This window comes from Rathayibacter sp. AY2B9 (assembly GCF_002931595.1).
GTDB lineage: Bacteria > Actinomycetota > Actinomycetes > Actinomycetales > Microbacteriaceae > Rathayibacter.
In genome coordinates, this window is sequence record NZ_PSUB01000003.1 from 112,193 (window position 1) to 129,713 (window position 17,521).

Below are 17,521 nucleotides of genomic sequence, written 5' to 3' on the forward strand. Positions count from 1 at the left end.
CGGCGCTGCGGGGCGGCTGCTCGTGCGGCGGTGCGCTACTCCGCGGCCTCGGTGGCGCCGCTCGGCTCGGCCGACGCGTGACCGACGGAGGAGTCGGGCCGCGCGGCGCGGGGCTTCGCCGGCGTGCGGGGCTTCGGCGCGGGCTTCGCGGCCGGAGCCGGCTTCGCGGGGGCGGGCTCGGCGGACTCGGATCCGGCGGGCTTCGGCTCGGCGGGCTTCGATCCCGCGGACTTTTTCTCGGCGGGCTTCGGCTCCGCGGGCTTCGGCTCGGCGGGCTTCACCGGAGCTGCGGAGTCGATCGGCTCGGAGCCGATGACGTCCACGGGCGCGAAAGCCCCGGACTCGGCCGGCGTGCTCGCGGCGGTCCGAGCACTCGTCTTCGGAGCGGCCTTCGGAGTGGCCTTCGGGCTCCTCGGAGCGGCCCCCGCTGCTGACTCCGTCGGCGCCGCGACGTCCTCCGCGGCGCCGTCCGCCTCCGGAGCCGCGGTCGCCGCGGCCGCCGCGCTCCCGCCGCTCGCCGCCTCCTGACCCTCGACCACCTTCGCCGGACCCGCCGCCTCCGCGGCCACGGCCGCGGCCTCCGCCGCCTTCGCCTTCGTCTTCGCGCGCTTCTCCGCGGCGGCCGCCTGGGCCCGCTCCGCCTGCTCGGCGACCTCGGGGACGATCACGAGGTCGTCGGTCTCGATCACGGGGATCGCCGCGGTCGTCGTCCCCAGCTGGAGGGCCGCGATCAGCTCGGGCGCGTGCTTGGTGCTCACGATCAGGCGGGAGTAGTCCTCGTCGACCAGGTCGATCACGACGGCCGAGGCAGTGCGCTTGATCAGCAGGAAGTCCTTGCCGCCGTGGAACTTCCACGTGCCGGCTGCGAGCGTGAGCGGCACCGCGGTGCCCGGCGCGCGGATGCCCCGGACCCAGATCCAGGGGTCCTCGGTGACCGTCGCCGAGCGGATGCTCGACCGGTCGACGACGACGTCGCTGCGGTGGAACGCGAACAGTCGCTCGGCCGCGGTGAGGCGGAGTTCGAGGCGGTCGGGGAGCACGGTCACGACGGGCATGCCTCTAGTCTGCCCCGCCGCCCGCCGCCGGGTCAGCGCCGGATCGCACAACGATGCCCCGCCGCTCGCGTGGGTGGCAGCATGGTCGGATGCCGATGGATCCGGACGAGGCGCGCCTCCTCGACGCGCTGCTGGCCGAGCGGCAGGCCGAGACGCGCGACGAGGCGGCCCGGCTCGAGGCCTCGCTGGCCGAGCTCCTGCGCGACCGTGCCGACGGCACCGCCGATGACGAGCACGACCCGGAGGGCACGCCGCTCTCGGCCGAGTGGTCGCGGATGGCCGGAGTCCGCGACGCTCTCGCCCGCACGGCGCGCGAGCTCGACGCCGCTCGCGCCCGCCTCGGCACCGGCGGCTACGGGGACTGCGCCTCGTGCGGCCGCCCGATCGGGGCCGCCCGCCTCGCCGCCCGGCCCACGGCCGAGCTCTGCATCGACTGCGCCCGTCTGGCGGAGTCGCGCATCCGCTGACGCCCCGCGAGGCGAGCCTGCGGCGCGCCCTCCGCCTGAAGGCCCCCACAGATCCCGGCGTGCGGAAACCCGGTTTCTCCTGCGAGCATTCACACCCGGTCGCGTCCCTCGAACAGGTCTGACGGACCCCCCCTCCCCCCCTGCTCGAAAGGCACTCCTGCGATGACCGAGACGTCGACCGCCCGATCGACCGGCGCCCCTCCCGCCCCCGACAAGCGCGCCTGGCGCTCGCTGATCGTCCTGCTCGCGGGCATGTTCATCGCCCTGCTCGACACGACGATCGTGAACGTGGCGCTGCCCACCATCCGCACCACGCTCGACGCCTCCGAGTCGACGCTCTCCTGGATCATCTCCGGCTACGCCCTCGCGTTCGGCCTCGCCCTCATCCCCGCCGGCCGCCTCGGCGACCGCTTCGGGCACAAGTGGGTCTTCGTCAGCGGCATCGCCCTCTTCACCGTCGCCAGCTTCGCGTGCGGACTGGCCGCGGACGACACCCAGCTCGTCATCGCCCGCATCGTGCAGGGCCTGGCGGGCGGCGTCTTCGTCCCGGCGGTCAACGCCTACATCCAGCTCCTCTTCCGCGGTCCCTCGCGCGGCAAGGCCTTCGCGGTGATGGGCGCGGTCCTCGGCGTCTCGTCGGCGCTCGGCCCGATCATCGGCGGCCTGATCATCCAGGCCTTCGGCGACGAGAACGGCTGGCGCCTGGTCTTCTGGGTGAACCTGCCCATCGGCGTCGCGACCCTGATCGCCGCCGCGGTCCTCCTCCCCGCCCGCCGCGACCTCGAGGCCGGCGACCGCGCCCCGAGCGGAGGCGTCGACTGGCTCGGCCTCGTGCTCGTCTCCGGCGGCCTGGTCGCCCTGCTCGTCCCGCTCATCCAGGGCGAGGACGAGGGCTGGCCGCTGTGGACCTTCCTCTCGATCGCCGGCGGAGTCCTGCTCCTCGCCGCGTTCGGCGCCTGGGAGGTCCTCCGCGTCCGCCGCGGCCGCGCTCCCCTGGTGCCGCCGTCGCTGTTCCGCCACCCGGCCTTCACCGGAGGCGTGATCCTCGCGCTGGTCTACTTCGCGGCCTTCACGAGCATCTTCTTCACCATCTCGCTGCTCTGGCAGTCGGGCCTCGGCCACACCGCGCTCGAGTCGGGCCTGGTGTCGATCCCCTTCGCGATCGGCAGCATCATCAGCTCCTCGCAGAGCAACCGGATGACCGCGCGCCTGGGGCGCAACGTCCTGGTGATGGGCAGCGGACTCCTCGCCGTCGGGCTCGGCTGGGTCTGGCTGGTGCTGCTGACCGCGACCCCGGACTCGATCAGCAACTGGCAGCTCCTGCCGCCGCTGCTGATCGCGGGCCTCGGCAACGGCTTCTTCATCGCCCCGAACGTGCAGTTCATCGTCTCGACCGTCGACCCGCAGGACGCGGGCGCGGCGAGCGGCGTGATCTCGGCGATCCAGCGCATCGGCTCGGCCGTGGGCATCGCGGTCATCGGCAGCGTGCTGTTCGGGAGCCTCGTCATCACGGGTCCGGACACGGTCGCCTCGGGCTTCCTCGACGCCGCGGCTCCCGCGATGCTCCTCAGCACCCTGATGGCGGTCGCCGCCTTCGCGCTGGTGTTCGTGCTGCCGAAGTCGGTCTCGCGCCGGGGCTGAGGGCCCCTGCCCGGTCGCCGCACGCCGGCGGCCGGGCGCGCGGGACGTCCGCCGCTCCAGTGCGGCGGGCCCCCCGCCTGATCCGCGGGTGGCCCCGGAGCCTACGCCCGAGCGGCCGCCGCGGCCTTCGCCGCCGCCGGCAGCGCGTCCACGATGCGCCCGATCGCCGCGTCGTCGTGCGCGGCCGAGACGAACCAGGCCTCGTACACCGACGGCGGCAGCGAGACGCCCGCGTCGAGCATCGCGTGGAAGAACGCCGGGTAGCGGAACGACTCCTGCGCCTGGACCTCGGCGTAGTCCCGCACCGGCCGGCCCAGGTCCGTGAACATGAAGCTGAAGAGGCTCCCGGCCGTCTGCACCGTGTGCGCGACGCCCTCGGCCGTCAGCGCCGCCGACACCTCGCGCTGGAGCGTCAGCGCCGTGGCGTCCAGCGAGGCGTAGACCGCGTCGTCGGCCAGCTGCAGCGTCCGGATGCCCGCGGCCACCGCGACCGGGTTCCCGGAGAGGGTGCCCGCCTGGTACACCGGCCCGAGCGGCGCCAGGTGGTCCATGACGTCCGCACGGCCGCCGAGAGCCGCGACCGGCATCCCTCCGCCGATGACCTTGCCGAAGGTGTAGAGGTCGGCCCGGTACGGAGCCTCGGCGCCGCGGTTCTCGAGCCCCCACCAGCCGCCGGCGCTCACGCGGAAGCCGGTCAGCACCTCGTCCATGATCAGCAGCGATCCGTTCGCGTGCACGAGGTCGGCGAGGGCCGCGTTGAAGCCCGGGTCCGGAGCGACCACGCCCATGTTGGCGGCCGCGGCCTCGGTGATGACCGCCGCGATGTCGGCGCCGCGCTCGGCCAGGACCGCGCGCACCGCCTCGAGGTCGTTGTACGGCAGCACGATCGTCTGGGCCGCGGTCGCGGCCGTGACGCCGGCGGAGGCGGGCAGCGAGAGGGTCGCGAGACCGGAGCCGGCATCGGCGAGCAGCCCGTCGGAGTGGCCGTGGTAGTGGCCGGAGAACTTGATCAGCAGGTCGCGGCCGGTGACGCCGCGGGCGAGACGGATCGCCGTCATCGTCGCCTCGGTGCCGGTGGAGACCAGGCGGAGCTTCTCGATCGGCGAGACTCCCCCGGCCGTGATCCGCGCCTCGACCAGCTCGGCGAGATCCGTCTCGGCGGGAGTGGACGCGCCGAACGAGAGACCGCGGGCGGCCGCCTCCTGCACCGCCGCGACGACCTCGGGGTGCGCGTGCCCGAGGACGGCAGGGCCCCAGGAGCAGACGAGGTCGACGTACTCGCGCCCGTCCGCGTCCGTGATGAACGGGCCGGCGGCCGAGACCATGAAGCGCGGGGTCCCGCCGACCGAGCGGAACGCTCTGACGGGCGAGTTGACGCCTCCGGGGATCGCGTGTCGGGCACGCTCGTACAGGGTGTCGTTCGCCGAGGTGGTCACCCCTCCAGGGTACGCGCGCCGCCCGGCGCCCTCGCGCCGGAGGAGCGCTTTCGGACGAGACGCCGAGGCTCGCTCCCGGGAGGAGGAGCGGCTACTTCAGCAGGTCGCGAGCGATCTCGACGGCCCAGTACGTGAGAACCGCGTCGGCCCCCGCGCGGAGGATCCCCGTGACCGACTCCAGGATCGCCGGCTCGCGCGAGATCCAGCCGTTCGCGGCGGCGGCCTCGATCATCGCGTACTCCCCCGACACCTGGTACGCCCAGACCGGCACGTCCGAGACGGAGGCGACGTCCGAGAGCACGTCGAGATAGCTCATGGCCGGCTTCACCATCACCACGTCGGCGCCCTCGGCGAGGTCGAGGGTCGCCTCGCGCAGGCCCTCGCGGCGGTTCGCCGGGTCCTGCTGGTAGGTGCGGCGATCGCCCTCGAGCGTGGACTGCACGGCCTCGCGGAACGGACCGTAGAAGCTGGAGGCGTACTTCGCCGAGTACGCGAGGATCGCGGTGTCCAGGTGCCCGGCGCCGTCGAGAGCGGCGCGGATCGCTCCGACCTGGCCGTCCATCATCCCCGAGAGCCCGAGCAGGTGGGAGCCGGCCTCGGCCTGGGCGAGCGCCATCTCCTCGTAGCGGAGGAGCGTGGCGTCGTTGTCGACGCGCCCGCGGTCGTCGAGCACGCCGCAGTGGCCGTGGTCGGTGAACTCGTCCAGGCACAGGTCGGTCTGCACGACCAGCGCGTCGCCGACCTCCTCCACGACGACCCGCGTCGCGGCGTTGAGCACGCCGTCGGGGTCGGTCGCACCGGAGCCGACCGCGTCGCGCGTTGTGGGCACGCCGAACAGCATCACGCCGCCGATCCCCGCCTCGGCCGCCTCCGTCACCGCTCCACGGACGCTGTCCAGCGAGTGGTGCATCACCCCCGGCATCGACCCGATCGGCCGGGCCTCGGTGATCCCCTCGGCCACGAAGAGGGGCAGGATCAGCTGCGCCGGGTGGATGCGCGTCTCCTGGACGAGACGGCGGAGTGCGGGGGTCGTGCGGAGGCGGCGCGGGCGGATGGCAGTCATGTCCTCCAGCGTAATCCCGCCCCGCCGAGCACCTCCCGGGAGCGCGGACGCCTCACCCCGTGGAGGTGCTCCGGACGCACGACGTCAGCCGAGAGGCGGGTCGCTGCGCTGCGGGGCGAGGCCCGCCCCTCCCGGCCGACGTCGCGCCGGGGAGGCGGCTCAGCGGGGAGCGCGCTCCGTGGCGACGGCGGCGACCGCGTCGATGAGGGAGGAGGCCGAGCGCTCGTCGGCGACGACGTCGACGCGCAGGCCGAAGGCGCGGGCGTCCTTCGCGGTCTGCGGGCCGATCGCGGCGACGAGGATCGACTCGGGCACCGGGCCGAGCTGCTTCTGGACCTGCTCCGCCACGCTGCCCGAGGTGACGAGGATCGCGTGCACGGCTCCGCCGGCGACATCCGCCACGACGCGCTCCTCCACCGGGACGCCGACCGTGCGGTAGGCGACCACGGAGCGCACGTCGTGCCCGATGCGGGTGAGGCCCTCGGTGAGCAGCGGCTTGGCGATCTCGGACCGCAGCGTCAGCACGCGCAGGGGGTGCCGGCCGCCGGTGGCCTCCTCCCACTCGGCCAGGAGGCCGCGGGCGGAGTTGTCCTCGGAGGGGACGAGGTCGACGGAGTAGCCGGCGGCGACGAGCGCGGCCGCCGTGGTCTCGCCGACCGCCGCCACCTTGGTGCTCGCGGGCACGGTGGTGCGCAGGAGGGAGAGGACGTCGACCGTGGTGGCACTCGTGACGGTCATCCAGTCGAAGGCGCCGGCCTCGAGGTCGGCGAGGGCCTGCTCGAGCGCGGGGAAGTCGTCGGTCGGCGCGAAGTTGATCATCGGAGCGACGACGGGCGAGGCTCCCTTGGCACGGAGAGCGGCGGCGACACCGTCCCCCCACGGGCCTCCGCGGGGGACGAGGATGCGCCACCCCTGCAACGGCTTCTCCCACTGGGAGTAGGCGGCGGGGACGATCACGAAGGGGCTCCCAGGGGTGCGAGTTCGGCGGCACCCGCACCGAGAAGCGCGTCAGCGAGCAGAGAGCCGCAACGGAACGCGGCTTCGACGACGGGCAGTTCGCGACCACCATACTGCGGATCCGCCCGGTGTCGACCACCGCCGACCGAACCGTTATCGACCGGCTCCGCGACCTCCCGTGCGAGGGACGCCGTGCCGTCGACGGCGAAGACCACGCCGTGCAGGACGACGCGGTCCTCCTCGACGACCGCGGAGGCTCCGATCGGAGCGGCGCACCCGGCCTCGAGGGAGGCGAGGAGCGACCGCTCGGCCGTGATCGCCGCGCGGGTCGGCACGTGCTCGACCGCTGCGAGAGCGGCGCGAAGCTCCTCCGACGGCTCCTCGTCGCGCACCTCGATGGCCAGCGCTCCCTGACCGGGGGCGTGCGGGGAGACGTCGAAGCCGAGCACCTCGGTGATCGCGTCGACCCGGCCGAGGCGGCGCAGGCCGGACAGGGCGAGCACGATCGCGTCCAGCGGCGAGTCGCTGCCGGGCAGCACCCTCCGGAGCCGGGTGTCGATGTTGCCGCGGATGTCCACGATCTCGAGGTCCGGACGGGCGGCCAGCAGCGCCGCGCGCCGGCGGGGCGAGCCCGTGCCCACGCGGGCTCCGACCGGCAGGGTCGCCAGGGTGAGCCCGTCGCGGGCGCAGAGCGCGTCGCGCGGGTCCTCCCGCTCGGGGACCGCTCCGAGCAGCAGGCCCTCCACCGGAGCGGTGGGCAGGTCCTTCAGCGAGTGCACGATCGCATCGCAGCGCCCGGCGAGCAGCGCGTCGCGCAGGGCGCTGACGAACACGCCGGTGCCGCCGAGGGAGGCGAGCGAGCCGCGCATGCGGTCGCCGTCCGACTCGATGCGCACCAGCTCCACGGGGACCCCCGCGGCGGCCGACATCAGATCGGCCGTCATCCGGGTCTGCGCCACCGCGAGCGCGCTCGCGCGGGTGCCGACTCTGATGCTCACGACAGACGACTCCTCATCACGGTGCGACTCCCGCCAGGGCGGGCTTGAACCCCGCTCGCACGTTCTCGCAGCAGCCGGGGCGGCAGACGTCGTACCAGGGGCCGAGCGCCGTCATCGAGGGCCGGTCCTCGGTCGGCACGCCGTTGACGCGCTCGAGGACCAGGTCGATCAGGCCGGAGACGTAGACCGGGTCCGTGCCGGGGGTCGCGACGCGGAGCGCGACGAGTCCGTGCTCCTCCGAGGTCTCGAGGGCCTCGTTGTCGAGGTCCCACATGACCTCCATGTGGTCGGACACGAAGCCGAGCGGGACGATCAGCAGCGCGCGGCGGCCGCGGGCCGGCAGTTCCGCGATGGCGTCGTTGATGTCCGGCTCGAGCCAGGGCTGAGTGGGCGGGCCGGAGCGCGACTGGTAGACCAGCTGCCAGGGCACGTCCTCGTCCGTGGCGGCGGCCATGACGACCTCGGCGACGGCGAGGTGCTGCGCCTCGTAGGCACCGCCCGGTCCGAACTCGTGCACGTCGACGACGGTGCCGTCGTCGTGGCGCTCGTGGGGTCCGCTGCGCTCGGCGTCGGCCATGGGGATCGAGTGCGTCGAGAACAGCACCTCCACCTCGGACGTGACATCGAGGTCGGGCATCCGCTCGCGCAGCTCGTCGAGCCCGTCGTGGACGGCCTTGACGAACGGCATGACGAAGCCGGGGTGGTCGAAGAACTGGCGCACCTTGTCGATCCGCAGCTCGCCCTCGAGGCCGGTCGCGTCGAGCGCCGCCGCGTAGTCCTCGCGGTACTGCCTGCAGGACGAAAAAGAGGAGTACGCGCTGGTGGCGATGGCGAGCAGGTTGGTGAACCCGCGCTCCTTCGCCTCGGCGACGGCCTCGCTCATGTAGGGCGCCCAGTTGCGGTTGCCCCAGAGCACGGGGAGGTCGATGTCGCGGTTCGCGAGCTCGGCCTCGAGCGCCTTCTTCAACGCGCGGTTCTGCGCGTTGATCGGGCTGACGCCGCCGAAGTGGCGGTAGTGGTGGGCGACCTCCTCGAGGCGCTCCTCCGGGATGCCGCGGCCGCGGGTGACGTTGCGGAGGAACGGGATGACGTCGTCCTGACCCTCCGGCCCGCCGAAGCCGGCGAGGAGGATCGCGTCGTAGGCCACGGGGACCTCGACGTGCTCGGGGCCGGACGCCGCCGCGGGGGTGGCCCCGCGGACGAGGATCGGCTCGCTGGTCGTGTCGCTCATCGGAGCACCTCGGCGATCTGGTCGGCGTCGATGCGCCGTCCTGTGTAGAAGGGGACTTCCTCGCGCACGTGGCGGCGGGCCTCCGTGGCGCGCAGGTCGCGCATGAGGTCGACGAGGTTGACGAGCTCCTCGTCCTCGAGGGCGAGGATCCACTCGTAGTCGCCGAGCGAGAACGAGGCGACCGTGTTGGTCAGGACGGAGCGGAACCGCGAGCCCTGGCGCCCGTGCTGGGCGAGCATCGCGCGGCGCTCCTCCTCGGGGAGGATGTACCACTCGTAGGAGCGGACGAAGGGGTAGACCGTGAGCCAGCGGGCCGGCGCCTTCCCGCGCATGTAGGCGGGGAGGTGGTTCGAGCTGAACTCGGCGTCGCGGTGCACGCCCATCGCGTTCCACGTCGGCAGGAGGCCGACCAGCAGCTCCGTGCGCCGCAGCTCGCGGTAGGCCCGCTGCAGCTCCTCGGGCGCCGGGCCCGTGAGCCACAGCATGATGTCGGCGTCGGCGCGCAGGGCCGAGACGTCGTAGGTGCCGCGAACGGTCACGCCCTGGCCCTCCAGCTGGGCGACGAGGTGCTCGTACTGCTTCACCGCGGGATCCACGGCGTCGCTGGAGAGGGTGAACGGACGTGCGGGATCCCTGCGGAGAACCGCCCAGAGCGTGTATCCCAGGGCCTGATCGGAGTGATCCTGATCGGCGGGGGGCTGCGGCGCCGGAGCGGCGGCGCTCGTGTCGGGGGCGGACTGAACGGGACCCGCCGTGCCGGCGGTCTGATCGGTCATTGATCCATCATCCCTCCGCTCGTGCCGATGCACAAAAGCGGCGGGGGCTCTGGCGCCGGAGGGCCCGGGACGCTAGCACCCCGGGCCCTCCGGCGCTCAGTCCTCGATGATCTGCTTCGCGACGCCCCAGACGACGAGGCCCACGGCGGCGGCGGCGCCGACCGCTCCGGCGATCAGCGCGGAGGGGTTCTGGCGGCGCACCACCTGGAGCTTGCGCTCGATCGTCCGCTGGGCCGTGCGCACCTTGCGCGGCACGTTGACCTTGTACTCGATGGCGTCGAGGGTCGCGGCGAGCTCGGAGCGAGCGCGCTCGATGTCGGCCTTCAGCTGGCCGGGCTTCAGCTCCGCCGGGTCGACGAAGCGGGGCGTGGTGCTGCTGACGGATCGCTCAGTTGTCATAGCTGCCCACTCCCTTGAACGCCTGGACGTCCTTCTTGATGCTGTCGATCGAGTCCTGCGGCACCGGCGGCACGGCCTTCTTGATGGTGCGCACGCCGACGAGGGCGAGGATCACGGCCACCAGGAGGAAGAAGACCGTCACGATCAGCGCCGACAGCCAGGCCGGCAGCCAGGAGGCGATGCCGATGATCGCGAAGGCGACCAGCGTCGCCCACGCGGTCAGGAGGAGGAAGGCCGCGACCGCGAACAGGCCGACGGCCAGACCCGCGCTCTTCGCCTTGCCCGCCAGCTCGTTCTTCAGCGAGGCGACCTCGGCCTTGACGAGCTCGATCACGAGGCCGGGCAGGTCGCTGACCAGCTCTCCCAGTGATCGGGCGTTCTTGGGATTGCGTTCGTTCACCACGGGAGCTCCTCGAGGGTGGGACGTGCCGGCCGGCGCGCGCCTGGCACGGCCGGAGGGATGAGCACTAGGCCCTGCTGGTGGAGGTGGACGTCGTCGACCCGCCGGAGCCGGCCGACGCCGCGGCCTCATCGACCTTCGAGGCCGCCTTGCGGGCGGCGGCCGACGCCTCCGCGTCGCTCGCTCCCTGGGCCTTCCTGCCGCCGGACACCGCCTTGACGACCACCGAGCGCACGACCTCGTACGCCTTGTCCGAGACGCTGCTCAGCTGGGTCTTCGCGGCACCGCCGACGGCGCCCGCGACGTCCTGCACCGGCTGGGTCCGCCAGAAGCGGCCTGCCGCCGAGGCGATCTGCTCGTACCGCTTGCGGCCGGCGCGTGCTCCCAGCACGTACCCGGCTGCGGCTCCTGCCACGAAAAGAATCTTGCCCTTCACGCCTACTCCTCGTCCTGGGTCGCTCTCGCGATCGTCCACGCGGTCGGTGACCACTCGTGCCGGGGCACGCCGCGCGCTCGCGCGGATGCCTGGGCCTAAGAGTAGCCGTCGGCGTCGCGGGCGTCGCTCGGCAGCCCGACTCCTTGACGCACCAGTCGGCGCCGGATAAGGGCGGCCGTCTCGGCGGCGTGCGGGAGCACCGAGGCGAGGCCCGTGCCCGCGATCCAGGTGCCGGTCACGGCGACTCCCTCGATCGGGAGGAGCGCCTCGCGGAACGCCTCCAGGTGCGCGCGGCGGCCCAGCGCCGCTGCGGGCCGGACGTTGGCCCAGCGCACCCGGGCGGAGTCGACGAGCGACGCCGGATCGAGGGCGAGTCCGAGCAGCGTCGAGGCGTCGAGCAGGGCGATCGCGGCCGCCTCGGCATCGGTGCGCCCCTCGAGCGGCGGGCGCTCGCCCGGGCGCCCGTAGGAGAGGCGCAGCACGTGGCGCCCGGGAGGGAGGGAGGCGGCCAGCCAGTCCCACTTCGCGGTCGCGTGCGTGATCGCCTTGGCCGTGACGTCGGTGGCGGTGGGCGCCACGAGCACACCGGAGCCGCGGGGGGCTGCGTCCAGGCGGGCGTCGTCGAGGACCAGGGTCACCAGCTCGACGGAGTCGTGGGGCGCCTCGTCTGCGCGCTCCGCGACGGCGGGAGCGAGGCCGGCGAGCAGCGCCCGGGCGTCGCGCTCCGGGGTCGAGACGATCACCGCTCGGGCGCTCAGAGCGCCGTCGGCGAGGGTCAGGACGAAGTCCCCGTCGGAGCCCTCGAGCCGCCGCACGGAGGCGCCGGTGCGGATCTCGCCGGAGAGGTAGTCGATCCGCTGGACCAACGCGGCGACCAGGCGGTGCATCCCGCCCTCGAGCCCGCGGACCGCGACTCCGGCCGGGAGGTTCGCGCGGAGGGCGGCCACGGCCCGGGCGAGGGAGCCCGCGCGGGTGAGCGCGCCGTTCAGTCCGGGTGCGGCCAGGTCGACGTCGATGTCGTCCGGCCGGCTCGAGTAGACGCCGGAGACGACCGGCGCGACCAGGTCCTCGAGCACGCGCTCGCCCATCCGGGTGCGCACCAGCTCGGCGAGGGAGTGCGCGCGGCCGATGCGCAGCACCGGCATCAGGGTGTCGAGCCAGGCGCGCCAGGCGCCGCGGCGGCCGATCGCCCGCACGACGTCGGGGGCGAGCGGCGTGCCGGGGATGCCGAGGATGCCGGCCCGGGGCGACGGCACGGAGCGGCCGCCCGAGAGGTGCAGCCACGAGCCGTGCGTCCGGGGCTCGACGATCGACTCGGCGAGCGGGACGCCGTCGAGGGTCAGCGCGGCGAGCGCCCGCTCGACGTGGCCGCCGCGGGTGGCGAAGCTCTCGGCGCCCGCGTCGAGCGCGGCTCCTGCCAGGGCGAGCGGAGAGACGGAGCCGCCGACCCGCTCCCCCGCCTCGAGCACCACGACGCGCAGGCCGATGCGCAGGCACTCCGCGGCGGCGGCGAGCCCCGCCACTCCGCCGCCGACGACCGCGACGTCGTACGACGCCGCGTCGCGGGGGCGCTCCTCGCTCACGGCCGCCAGGCGTGCACGAACGCGACGAGGCGCGTGAGCACGTCGGGGTCGGTCTCGGGCGGCACGCCGTGGCCGAGGTTGAGCACGTGCGCGGGGGCGCTCAGGCCGCGGCGGAGCACGTCGTCGACGTGGGCCTCGAGGACCTCCCACGGCGCGGTCAGCAGCGCCGGGTCGACGTTGCCCTGCACCGGCACGAAGCCGCCGAGGCGGTGGTTGGCCTCGTCGAGCGGGATCCGGTAGTCGACGCCCACCACGTCGGCGCCGATGCCGTGCATCGCTCCGAGCAGCTCGCCGGTGCCGACGCCGAAGTGCACGATCGGGACGTTGCGGCGCGTCTCCCCGTGGTCGAACGCGAGGTCGCGCACGTGGACGAGGGCGCGCGCGGAGGCGGGAGCGACGTGGGTCGTGTAGTCCGAGAGCGAGAGCGCCCCGGCCCAGGAGTCGAAGAGCTGCGCGGCGCTGGCCCCGGCGAGCACCTGCGCGCGGAGGAAGCGGCCCGTGACCTCGGCGGTCCACTCCATCAGCTGGGCCCAGGCGTCGGGGTCGGCGTGCATCATCGTCCGCGCACGCAGGTGGTCCTTGGACGGGCCGCCCTCCACCAGGTAGGCGGCCAGGGTGAAGGGAGCGCCGGCGAAGCCGATGAGCGGGGTGCCGCCGAGGCCCGCGACGGTGCGGCGCACGCCCTCGCGGATGGGCTCGAGCGTCTCGTCGAGCACGGACGGGTCGATCGAGGCGAGCTCGGCGACGTCGGCGGCCGTGCGCACCGGCTTCTCGAGCACCGGACCTCGACCGGGGACGATGTCGACGCCGACGCCCGCGAGCCGCAGCGGGATCACGATGTCGCTGAAGAAGATGGCCGCGTCCACTCCGTGGCGCCGCACCGGCTGCAGGGTGATCTCGCTCGCCAGCGCCGGGTCGAGGCAGGCGTCGAGCATCTTCGTGTCGGTGCGCAGGGCCCGGTACTCCGGGAGGCTGCGGCCGGCCTGTCGCATGAACCAGACGGGCGTCCTCTCGCCCCGCTCGGAGCGGTAGGCGCGCAGGAGCAGCGAGTCGGCCGTGCGGCCGGCGGAGAGGGGGTGCAGCGGATCGAGCAGGCCGTCGGTGGGGGAGGTCACCGCGGCATTATTCCAGGCGCATCCGTGCATTCCTCCCCAGTCCGGGGACCCCGCCCCGCAGAGCGCGCGTAGACTGACGTGGTGCTTCTGTGTCTGACGGCGTCGCACAAGAACGCCAGCTTCGATCTCCTCGAGAAGCTCTCCGTCGACTCCTCCGCCGTGACCGCGGCCCTCTCCGAGGGGATCGACTTCGTCTCCGGAGCCGTCGTCGTCGCGACCTGCAACCGCTTCGAGGCCTACCTCGACATCGAGGAGCCGCTGACCGCCGCGCAGGCCGTCGCCGTCGAGGCCGCCACCGCCGCCGTCAGCGCTGCGACCGGCGTCGAGCAGGACGAGCTGCGCGGGAGCGTCGACGTCGTCTCGGGCGACCGGGTGGCCGAGCACCTCTTCGCCGTCTCCAGCGGGCTCGAGTCCGTCGTGGTCGGCGAGGGCGAGATCGCGGGCCAGGTCCGCCGGTCCCTCGAGGAGGCGCGCCGCCTCGGCACCACCTCCTCCGAGCTCGAGCGGCTGTTCCAGCGCGCCTCGCAGACCTCGCGCGGCATCAAGAACCGCACCGGCCTCGGCAGCGCCGGCCGCTCGATCGTGCGCCTCGCGCTCGACCTGGCCGCGAGCCGCGTCACCGACTGGCGGGCCGCCCGCGTCCTCCTCGTCGGCACCGGCAGCTACGCGCGGGCGACCGTCGCGGCCCTGCGCGACCGCGGAGTGGTGGACATCGCCGTGCACTCCCCCTCCGGCCGCGCCGAGGGCTTCGCCGCCCGCCGCTCGCTCCGGCCCATCGCCGCCGCCGATCTCGCGCTCGAGGCGGTCTCGGCCGACATCGTCATCACCTGCACCACGACCCAGGAGCCGGTGCTCGACGCCGCTCTGCTCGCCGCCGGGCGCCTCCAGGGCTTCTCCCGCGAGCGCCAGCTCGTGATCGACCTGGGCCTGCCGCGCAACGTCGCCTCCGACGTCACCTCGGTCGCCGGCGTCGAGCTCCTCGACCTCGAGACGATCAGCCTGCACGCGCCTCTCGACGTGCTCGACGCGTCGCAGCAGGCGCGCGCGCTCGTCGACAAGGCGGCCCGGAAGTTCTCGGACGTCGCCGACGAGAAGAGCCTCACTCCGGCCGTCGTCGCCCTGCGCGCCCACGTGTTCGACGCGCTCGACGCCGAGATCGAGCGGGCCCGCTCGCGCGGCGACGAGGACGGCCGCACCGAGCAGGCGCTCCGCCACCTCGCCGGCGTGCTGCTGCACACCCCGAGCGTCCGCGCCCGCGACTACGCGCGCGCCGGAGCGCAGGAGGCGTACCTCACCGGGCTCGAGGCGCTCTTCGGCATCGAGGTCCCGGCCGAGCCCGCCGCCGCGCGCCCCGACTCTGACGCCGCCACCGCGTGAGCCTCCGGCTCCCCTTCGACGCGGAGCCGCTGCGCTTCGCGCCGCTGCTCACCGAGCGCCTGCTCCTGCGTCCCCTCGGACCGGAGGACGCCGAGGACCACGCGCGCTACCAGGGCGACGCCGACGCCGTCCGGTTCCTCCGCTGGCCGGTGCGCACCCCCGAGGAGTCGCGGGCGCACCTGCAGCGCCGCCTCCCCTCGACACGGCTCGCCGCTGACGGCGACGTGGCCGTGCTGGCGATCGTCCCCCGGGAGGGCGTCCTCGCCGGGCGGATGATCGGCGACCTCACGCTCATCGCGACGTCCGTCGAGCAGGAGGCGGTCGAGATCGGCTGGGTGCTGCACCCGGAGGCGCAGGGGCGCGGCTACGCGACCGAGGCCGCCCGGGCGCTGCTCGACCTCGCGTTCGACACCCTCGGCGCCCACCGCGTGATCGCGCAGCTCGACGCTCGGAACACCGCCTCCGCCCGCCTCTGCGAGCGCCTCGGGATGCGCCTCGAGGCGCACCACCGGGAGGACGAGTTCTGCAAGGGCGAGTGGACCTCGACCCTCGTCTTCGCCCTGCTCGCCCGCGAGCGCTGACCGCAGGGCCGGCTGGTCCGCGCCCTCCGGGACGCCGCCGGCCCGTCCGGTCGGCGGCGTCCCGGGAGGAGCGTCAGGCCCCGCGGAGCCCGGTGAAGAGGTACGACTCGAGCTGCTCGAGCGGGATGCGCTCCTGCTTCATCGTGTCGCGGTCGCGGACGGTCACGGCGTCGTCCTCGAGCGAGTCGAAGTCGACGGTCACGCAGTAGGGGGTGCCGATCTCGTCCTGGCGGCGGTAGCGGCGGCCGATCGCTCCGGAGTCGTCGAAGTCGACGTTCCAGAGCTGGCGCAGCTGGTCGGCGACGCGGCGCGCGAGCGGCGAGAGGGCCTCGTTGCGCGAGAGCGGCAGCACGGCCACCTTGACCGGCGCCAGGCGCGGGTCGAGGTGCAGCACGGTCCGCGTCTCGACCTTGCCCTTGGCGTTCGGCGGCAGCTCCTGCTCCTCGTAGGCGTCGACGAGGAACGCCATGAGCGCGCGGGTGAGGCCGAACGACGGCTCGATCACGAACGGCACGTAGCGCTCGTTCTTGTTCTGGTCGAAGAACGAGAGGTCCTTGCCCGAGTGCTCGATGTGCGTCTTGAGGTCGTAGTCGGTGCGGTTCGCGACTCCCATCAGCTCGCCCCACTCGTCCGAGGCGAAGCTGAAGCGGTACTCGATGTCGACGGTGCGCTTGGAGTAGTGGGAGAGCTTGTCCTTCGGGTGCTCGTACTGCCGGATGTTCTCGGGGTTCATCCCGAGCCCGACGAACCAGTCCCAGGCGAGCTGCATCCAGGTCTCCTGCCACTCCTCGTCCGTGCCGGGCTCGACGAAGAACTCGAGCTCCATCTGCTCGAACTCGCGGGTGCGGAAGATGAAGTTGCCGGGGGTGATCTCGTTGCGGAACGCCTTGCCGATCTGGCCGATGCCGAAGGGCGGCTTGCGACGGGCGCTCTGCAGCACGTTCGCGAAGTTGGTGAAGATGCCCTGGGCGGTCTCGGGACGCAGGTAGTGCAGACCCGACTCGTCGTCGACGACGCCGAGGTAGGTCTTCATCAGGCCCGAGAACTGCTTGATCTCGGTCCACTGGCCGACCTTGTCGGGGTGCTCCGGGTCCGGGATGTCGGCGAGGCCGTTCACGGGCGGGTGGCCGTTGACCTCCTCGTACTTCTCGAAGAGGTGGTCGGCGCGGTAGCGCTTGTGGGTGATCAGCGACTCGGTCAGCGGGTCCGAGAAGACGCCGACGTGTCCCGAGGCGTGCCAGATCGCCGTGGGCAGGATGACCGCGGAGTCCAGGCCGACGACGTCGCCCCGGCCCTGCACGAAGCTCTTCCACCACTGGCGCTTGATGTTCTCCTTGAACTCCACGCCGAGCGGCCCGTAGTCCCACGCGGAGCGGGTGCCCCCGTAGATCTCACCCGAGGGGAAGACGAATCCCCTGTGCTGCGCGAGGGTGATGACTTTGTCGAGGGTGGTGGGTTCTGCCACGGGTTGCTCCTCAGCTGTTCGGGCGCACGGGGCCCCGGCGCGCGCCGGCTGCGCGCGTCCTTCTGGTGTGCCCCCATGGTAGCCGCGGGGGCGCCGAGCCGGTCCGCCCGCGGCGGGCATGATGAGCGGATGAGCACCCTCCCGCCGATCGTCGTGTCCGCCGTCGCCGTCCTCCGCGACCGGCACGTCCTGATGGTCACGGCGCGGGGCCGCGACGTCCTCTACCTCCCCGGCGGCAAGGTCGACGAGGGCGAGAGCGGGATCGAGGCGGCGGCCCGGGAGGCCCGCGAGGAGCTCGGCGCCGTCGCGCTCGGCCTCGAGCCCCTGTTCACCGTCCGCACCCAGGCGCACGGCGAGCCGGAGGGGCGGGAGGTCCACATGAGCGTCTTCGCCGCCGAGCTCGACCGCGAGGCGCGCCCGAGCGGCGAGATCGACTCTCTGCACTGGGTCGACGGCTCCGATGCGGGCCGCTGCCCGCCCGCCGGGGTCGAGACCCTCCGGCTGCTGCGCGGTCTCGATCTCGTCGACTGACCCTCCGGCG

18 protein-coding genes are annotated in these 17,521 nt (G+C 73.6%); 5 read left to right on the forward strand and 13 right to left on the reverse strand.

Features of this window, described 5'->3' with window-relative positions; translation table 11 throughout:
• Window positions 1-35: 35 nt before the first annotated feature.
• Window positions 36-1,055 (reverse strand): hypothetical protein, encoded by a 1,020-nt coding sequence (locus C5C25_RS16940; RefSeq protein WP_308470787.1) that lies wholly within the window; start codon window positions 1,053-1,055, stop codon window positions 36-38.
• Window positions 1,056-1,144: 89 nt separating this feature from the next.
• On the opposite strand from C5C25_RS16940, the gene C5C25_RS04760 reads away from it, so the two are divergent.
• On the forward strand, window positions 1,145-1,522 hold the full coding sequence (locus C5C25_RS04760; protein WP_258060010.1) for a TraR/DksA family transcriptional regulator: 378 nt from the start codon (window positions 1,145-1,147) through the stop codon (window positions 1,520-1,522).
• A 162-nt stretch (window positions 1,523-1,684) separates the two neighbouring features.
• Complete coding sequence (locus C5C25_RS04765; protein WP_104249900.1) at window positions 1,685-3,163, forward strand: MFS transporter; 1,479 nt, start codon at window positions 1,685-1,687, stop codon at window positions 3,161-3,163.
• Window positions 3,164-3,264: 101 nt separating this feature from the next.
• Here the strand turns inward: C5C25_RS04765 and hemL are convergent, their stop codons facing one another.
• The 11 genes from hemL to hemE all read right to left on the reverse strand — a co-directional run bounded on the left by hemL (window position 3,265) and on the right by hemE (window position 13,587).
• Window positions 3,265-4,599 carry a glutamate-1-semialdehyde 2,1-aminomutase gene (gene hemL / locus C5C25_RS04770; protein WP_104249901.1) on the reverse strand — a complete coding sequence of 445 codons (1,335 nt, stop codon included), beginning with the start codon at window positions 4,597-4,599 and terminating at the stop codon, window positions 3,265-3,267.
• Window positions 4,600-4,690: 91 nt separating this feature from the next.
• On the reverse strand, window positions 4,691-5,662 hold the full coding sequence (gene hemB / locus C5C25_RS04775; protein WP_104249902.1) for a porphobilinogen synthase: 972 nt from the start codon (window positions 5,660-5,662) through the stop codon (window positions 4,691-4,693).
• A gap of 159 nt (window positions 5,663-5,821) precedes the next feature.
• Window positions 5,822-6,616, reverse strand: coding sequence for a uroporphyrinogen-III synthase (locus C5C25_RS04780; protein WP_104222950.1), 795 nt, complete (start codon window positions 6,614-6,616; stop codon window positions 5,822-5,824).
• Entirely contained in the window at window positions 6,616-7,617 is a 1,002-nt protein-coding gene (hemC, locus tag C5C25_RS04785) for a hydroxymethylbilane synthase (RefSeq protein ID WP_104249903.1), read from the reverse strand. Before hemC ends, C5C25_RS04780 begins: the two co-directional genes overlap by 1 nt.
• 16 nt (window positions 7,618-7,633) lie before the next feature.
• Window positions 7,634-8,848 (reverse strand): ferrochelatase, encoded by a 1,215-nt coding sequence (locus tag C5C25_RS04790; protein ID WP_104249904.1) that lies wholly within the window; start codon window positions 8,846-8,848, stop codon window positions 7,634-7,636.
• Window positions 8,845-9,624 carry a hydrogen peroxide-dependent heme synthase gene (hemQ, locus tag C5C25_RS04795; protein ID WP_104226142.1) on the reverse strand — a complete coding sequence of 260 codons (780 nt, stop codon included), beginning with the start codon at window positions 9,622-9,624 and terminating at the stop codon, window positions 8,845-8,847. The genes C5C25_RS04790 and hemQ overlap by 4 nt, the downstream gene beginning before the upstream one ends.
• A 96-nt stretch (window positions 9,625-9,720) precedes the next feature.
• On the reverse strand, window positions 9,721-10,023 hold the full coding sequence (locus C5C25_RS04800; RefSeq protein WP_104222879.1) for a DUF3618 domain-containing protein: 303 nt from the start codon (window positions 10,021-10,023) through the stop codon (window positions 9,721-9,723).
• A complete protein-coding gene (locus C5C25_RS04805) occupies window positions 10,013-10,423 on the reverse strand; it encodes a phage holin family protein (protein WP_244229489.1) in 411 nt (136 codons plus the stop codon). The genes C5C25_RS04800 and C5C25_RS04805 overlap by 11 nt, the downstream gene beginning before the upstream one ends.
• A 67-nt stretch (window positions 10,424-10,490) precedes the next feature.
• The gene (locus tag C5C25_RS04810) at window positions 10,491-10,838 is read right to left on the reverse strand and encodes a YtxH domain-containing protein (protein ID WP_146076886.1); all 348 of its coding nucleotides are present in this window, start codon (window positions 10,836-10,838) and stop codon (window positions 10,491-10,493) included.
• A gap of 116 nt (window positions 10,839-10,954) precedes the next feature.
• Entirely contained in the window at window positions 10,955-12,442 is a 1,488-nt protein-coding gene (locus C5C25_RS04815; RefSeq protein WP_258069340.1) for an NAD(P)/FAD-dependent oxidoreductase, read from the reverse strand.
• A complete protein-coding gene (gene hemE / locus C5C25_RS04820) occupies window positions 12,439-13,587 on the reverse strand; it encodes a uroporphyrinogen decarboxylase (protein WP_104249906.1) in 1,149 nt (382 codons plus the stop codon). The genes C5C25_RS04815 and hemE overlap by 4 nt, the downstream gene beginning before the upstream one ends.
• Window positions 13,588-13,638: 51 nt before the next feature.
• Between hemE and C5C25_RS04825 the strand changes: the two genes are divergently transcribed.
• Both C5C25_RS04825 and C5C25_RS04830 read left to right on the forward strand, forming a co-directional pair.
• The gene (locus tag C5C25_RS04825; protein WP_104222952.1) at window positions 13,639-14,934 is read left to right on the forward strand and encodes a glutamyl-tRNA reductase; all 1,296 of its coding nucleotides are present in this window, start codon (window positions 13,639-13,641) and stop codon (window positions 14,932-14,934) included.
• Window positions 14,931-15,515 (forward strand): GNAT family N-acetyltransferase, encoded by a 585-nt coding sequence (locus tag C5C25_RS04830; RefSeq protein ID WP_258069341.1) that lies wholly within the window; start codon window positions 14,931-14,933, stop codon window positions 15,513-15,515. The genes C5C25_RS04825 and C5C25_RS04830 overlap by 4 nt, the downstream gene beginning before the upstream one ends.
• Window positions 15,516-15,588: 73 nt before the next feature.
• Here the strand turns inward: C5C25_RS04830 and C5C25_RS04835 are convergent, their stop codons facing one another.
• On the reverse strand, window positions 15,589-16,980 hold the full coding sequence (locus C5C25_RS04835; protein ID WP_104249907.1) for a glycine--tRNA ligase: 1,392 nt from the start codon (window positions 16,978-16,980) through the stop codon (window positions 15,589-15,591).
• Between the two features lie 129 nt (window positions 16,981-17,109).
• Between C5C25_RS04835 and C5C25_RS04840 the strand changes: the two genes are divergently transcribed.
• The gene (locus C5C25_RS04840) at window positions 17,110-17,511 is read left to right on the forward strand and encodes an NUDIX domain-containing protein (protein ID WP_104237622.1); all 402 of its coding nucleotides are present in this window, start codon (window positions 17,110-17,112) and stop codon (window positions 17,509-17,511) included.
• Window positions 17,512-17,521 lie beyond the last annotated feature (10 nt).

Excerpts from the sequence above, each read along its gene's own strand:
- C5C25_RS16940 (WP_308470787.1), bottom strand. The coding sequence starts at position 1,055 with ATGCCCGTCGTGACCGTGCTCCCCGACCGCCTCGAACTCCGCCTCACC.
- C5C25_RS04760 (WP_258060010.1), top strand. The coding sequence starts at position 1,145 with ATGCCGATGGATCCGGACGAGGCGCGCCTCCTCGACGCGCTGCTGGCC.
- C5C25_RS04765 (WP_104249900.1), top strand. The coding sequence starts at position 1,685 with ATGACCGAGACGTCGACCGCCCGATCGACCGGCGCCCCTCCCGCCCCC.
- hemB (WP_104249902.1), bottom strand. The coding sequence starts at position 5,662 with ATGACTGCCATCCGCCCGCGCCGCCTCCGCACGACCCCCGCACTCCGC.
- C5C25_RS04790 (WP_104249904.1), bottom strand. The coding sequence starts at position 8,848 with ATGAGCGACACGACCAGCGAGCCGATCCTCGTCCGCGGGGCCACCCCC.
- hemQ (WP_104226142.1), bottom strand. The coding sequence starts at position 9,624 with ATGACCGATCAGACCGCCGGCACGGCGGGTCCCGTTCAGTCCGCCCCC.
- C5C25_RS04800 (WP_104222879.1), bottom strand. The coding sequence starts at position 10,023 with ATGACAACTGAGCGATCCGTCAGCAGCACCACGCCCCGCTTCGTCGAC.
- hemE (WP_104249906.1), bottom strand. The coding sequence starts at position 13,587 with ATGCACGGATGCGCCTGGAATAATGCCGCGGTGACCTCCCCCACCGAC.
- C5C25_RS04840 (WP_104237622.1), top strand. The coding sequence starts at position 17,110 with ATGAGCACCCTCCCGCCGATCGTCGTGTCCGCCGTCGCCGTCCTCCGC.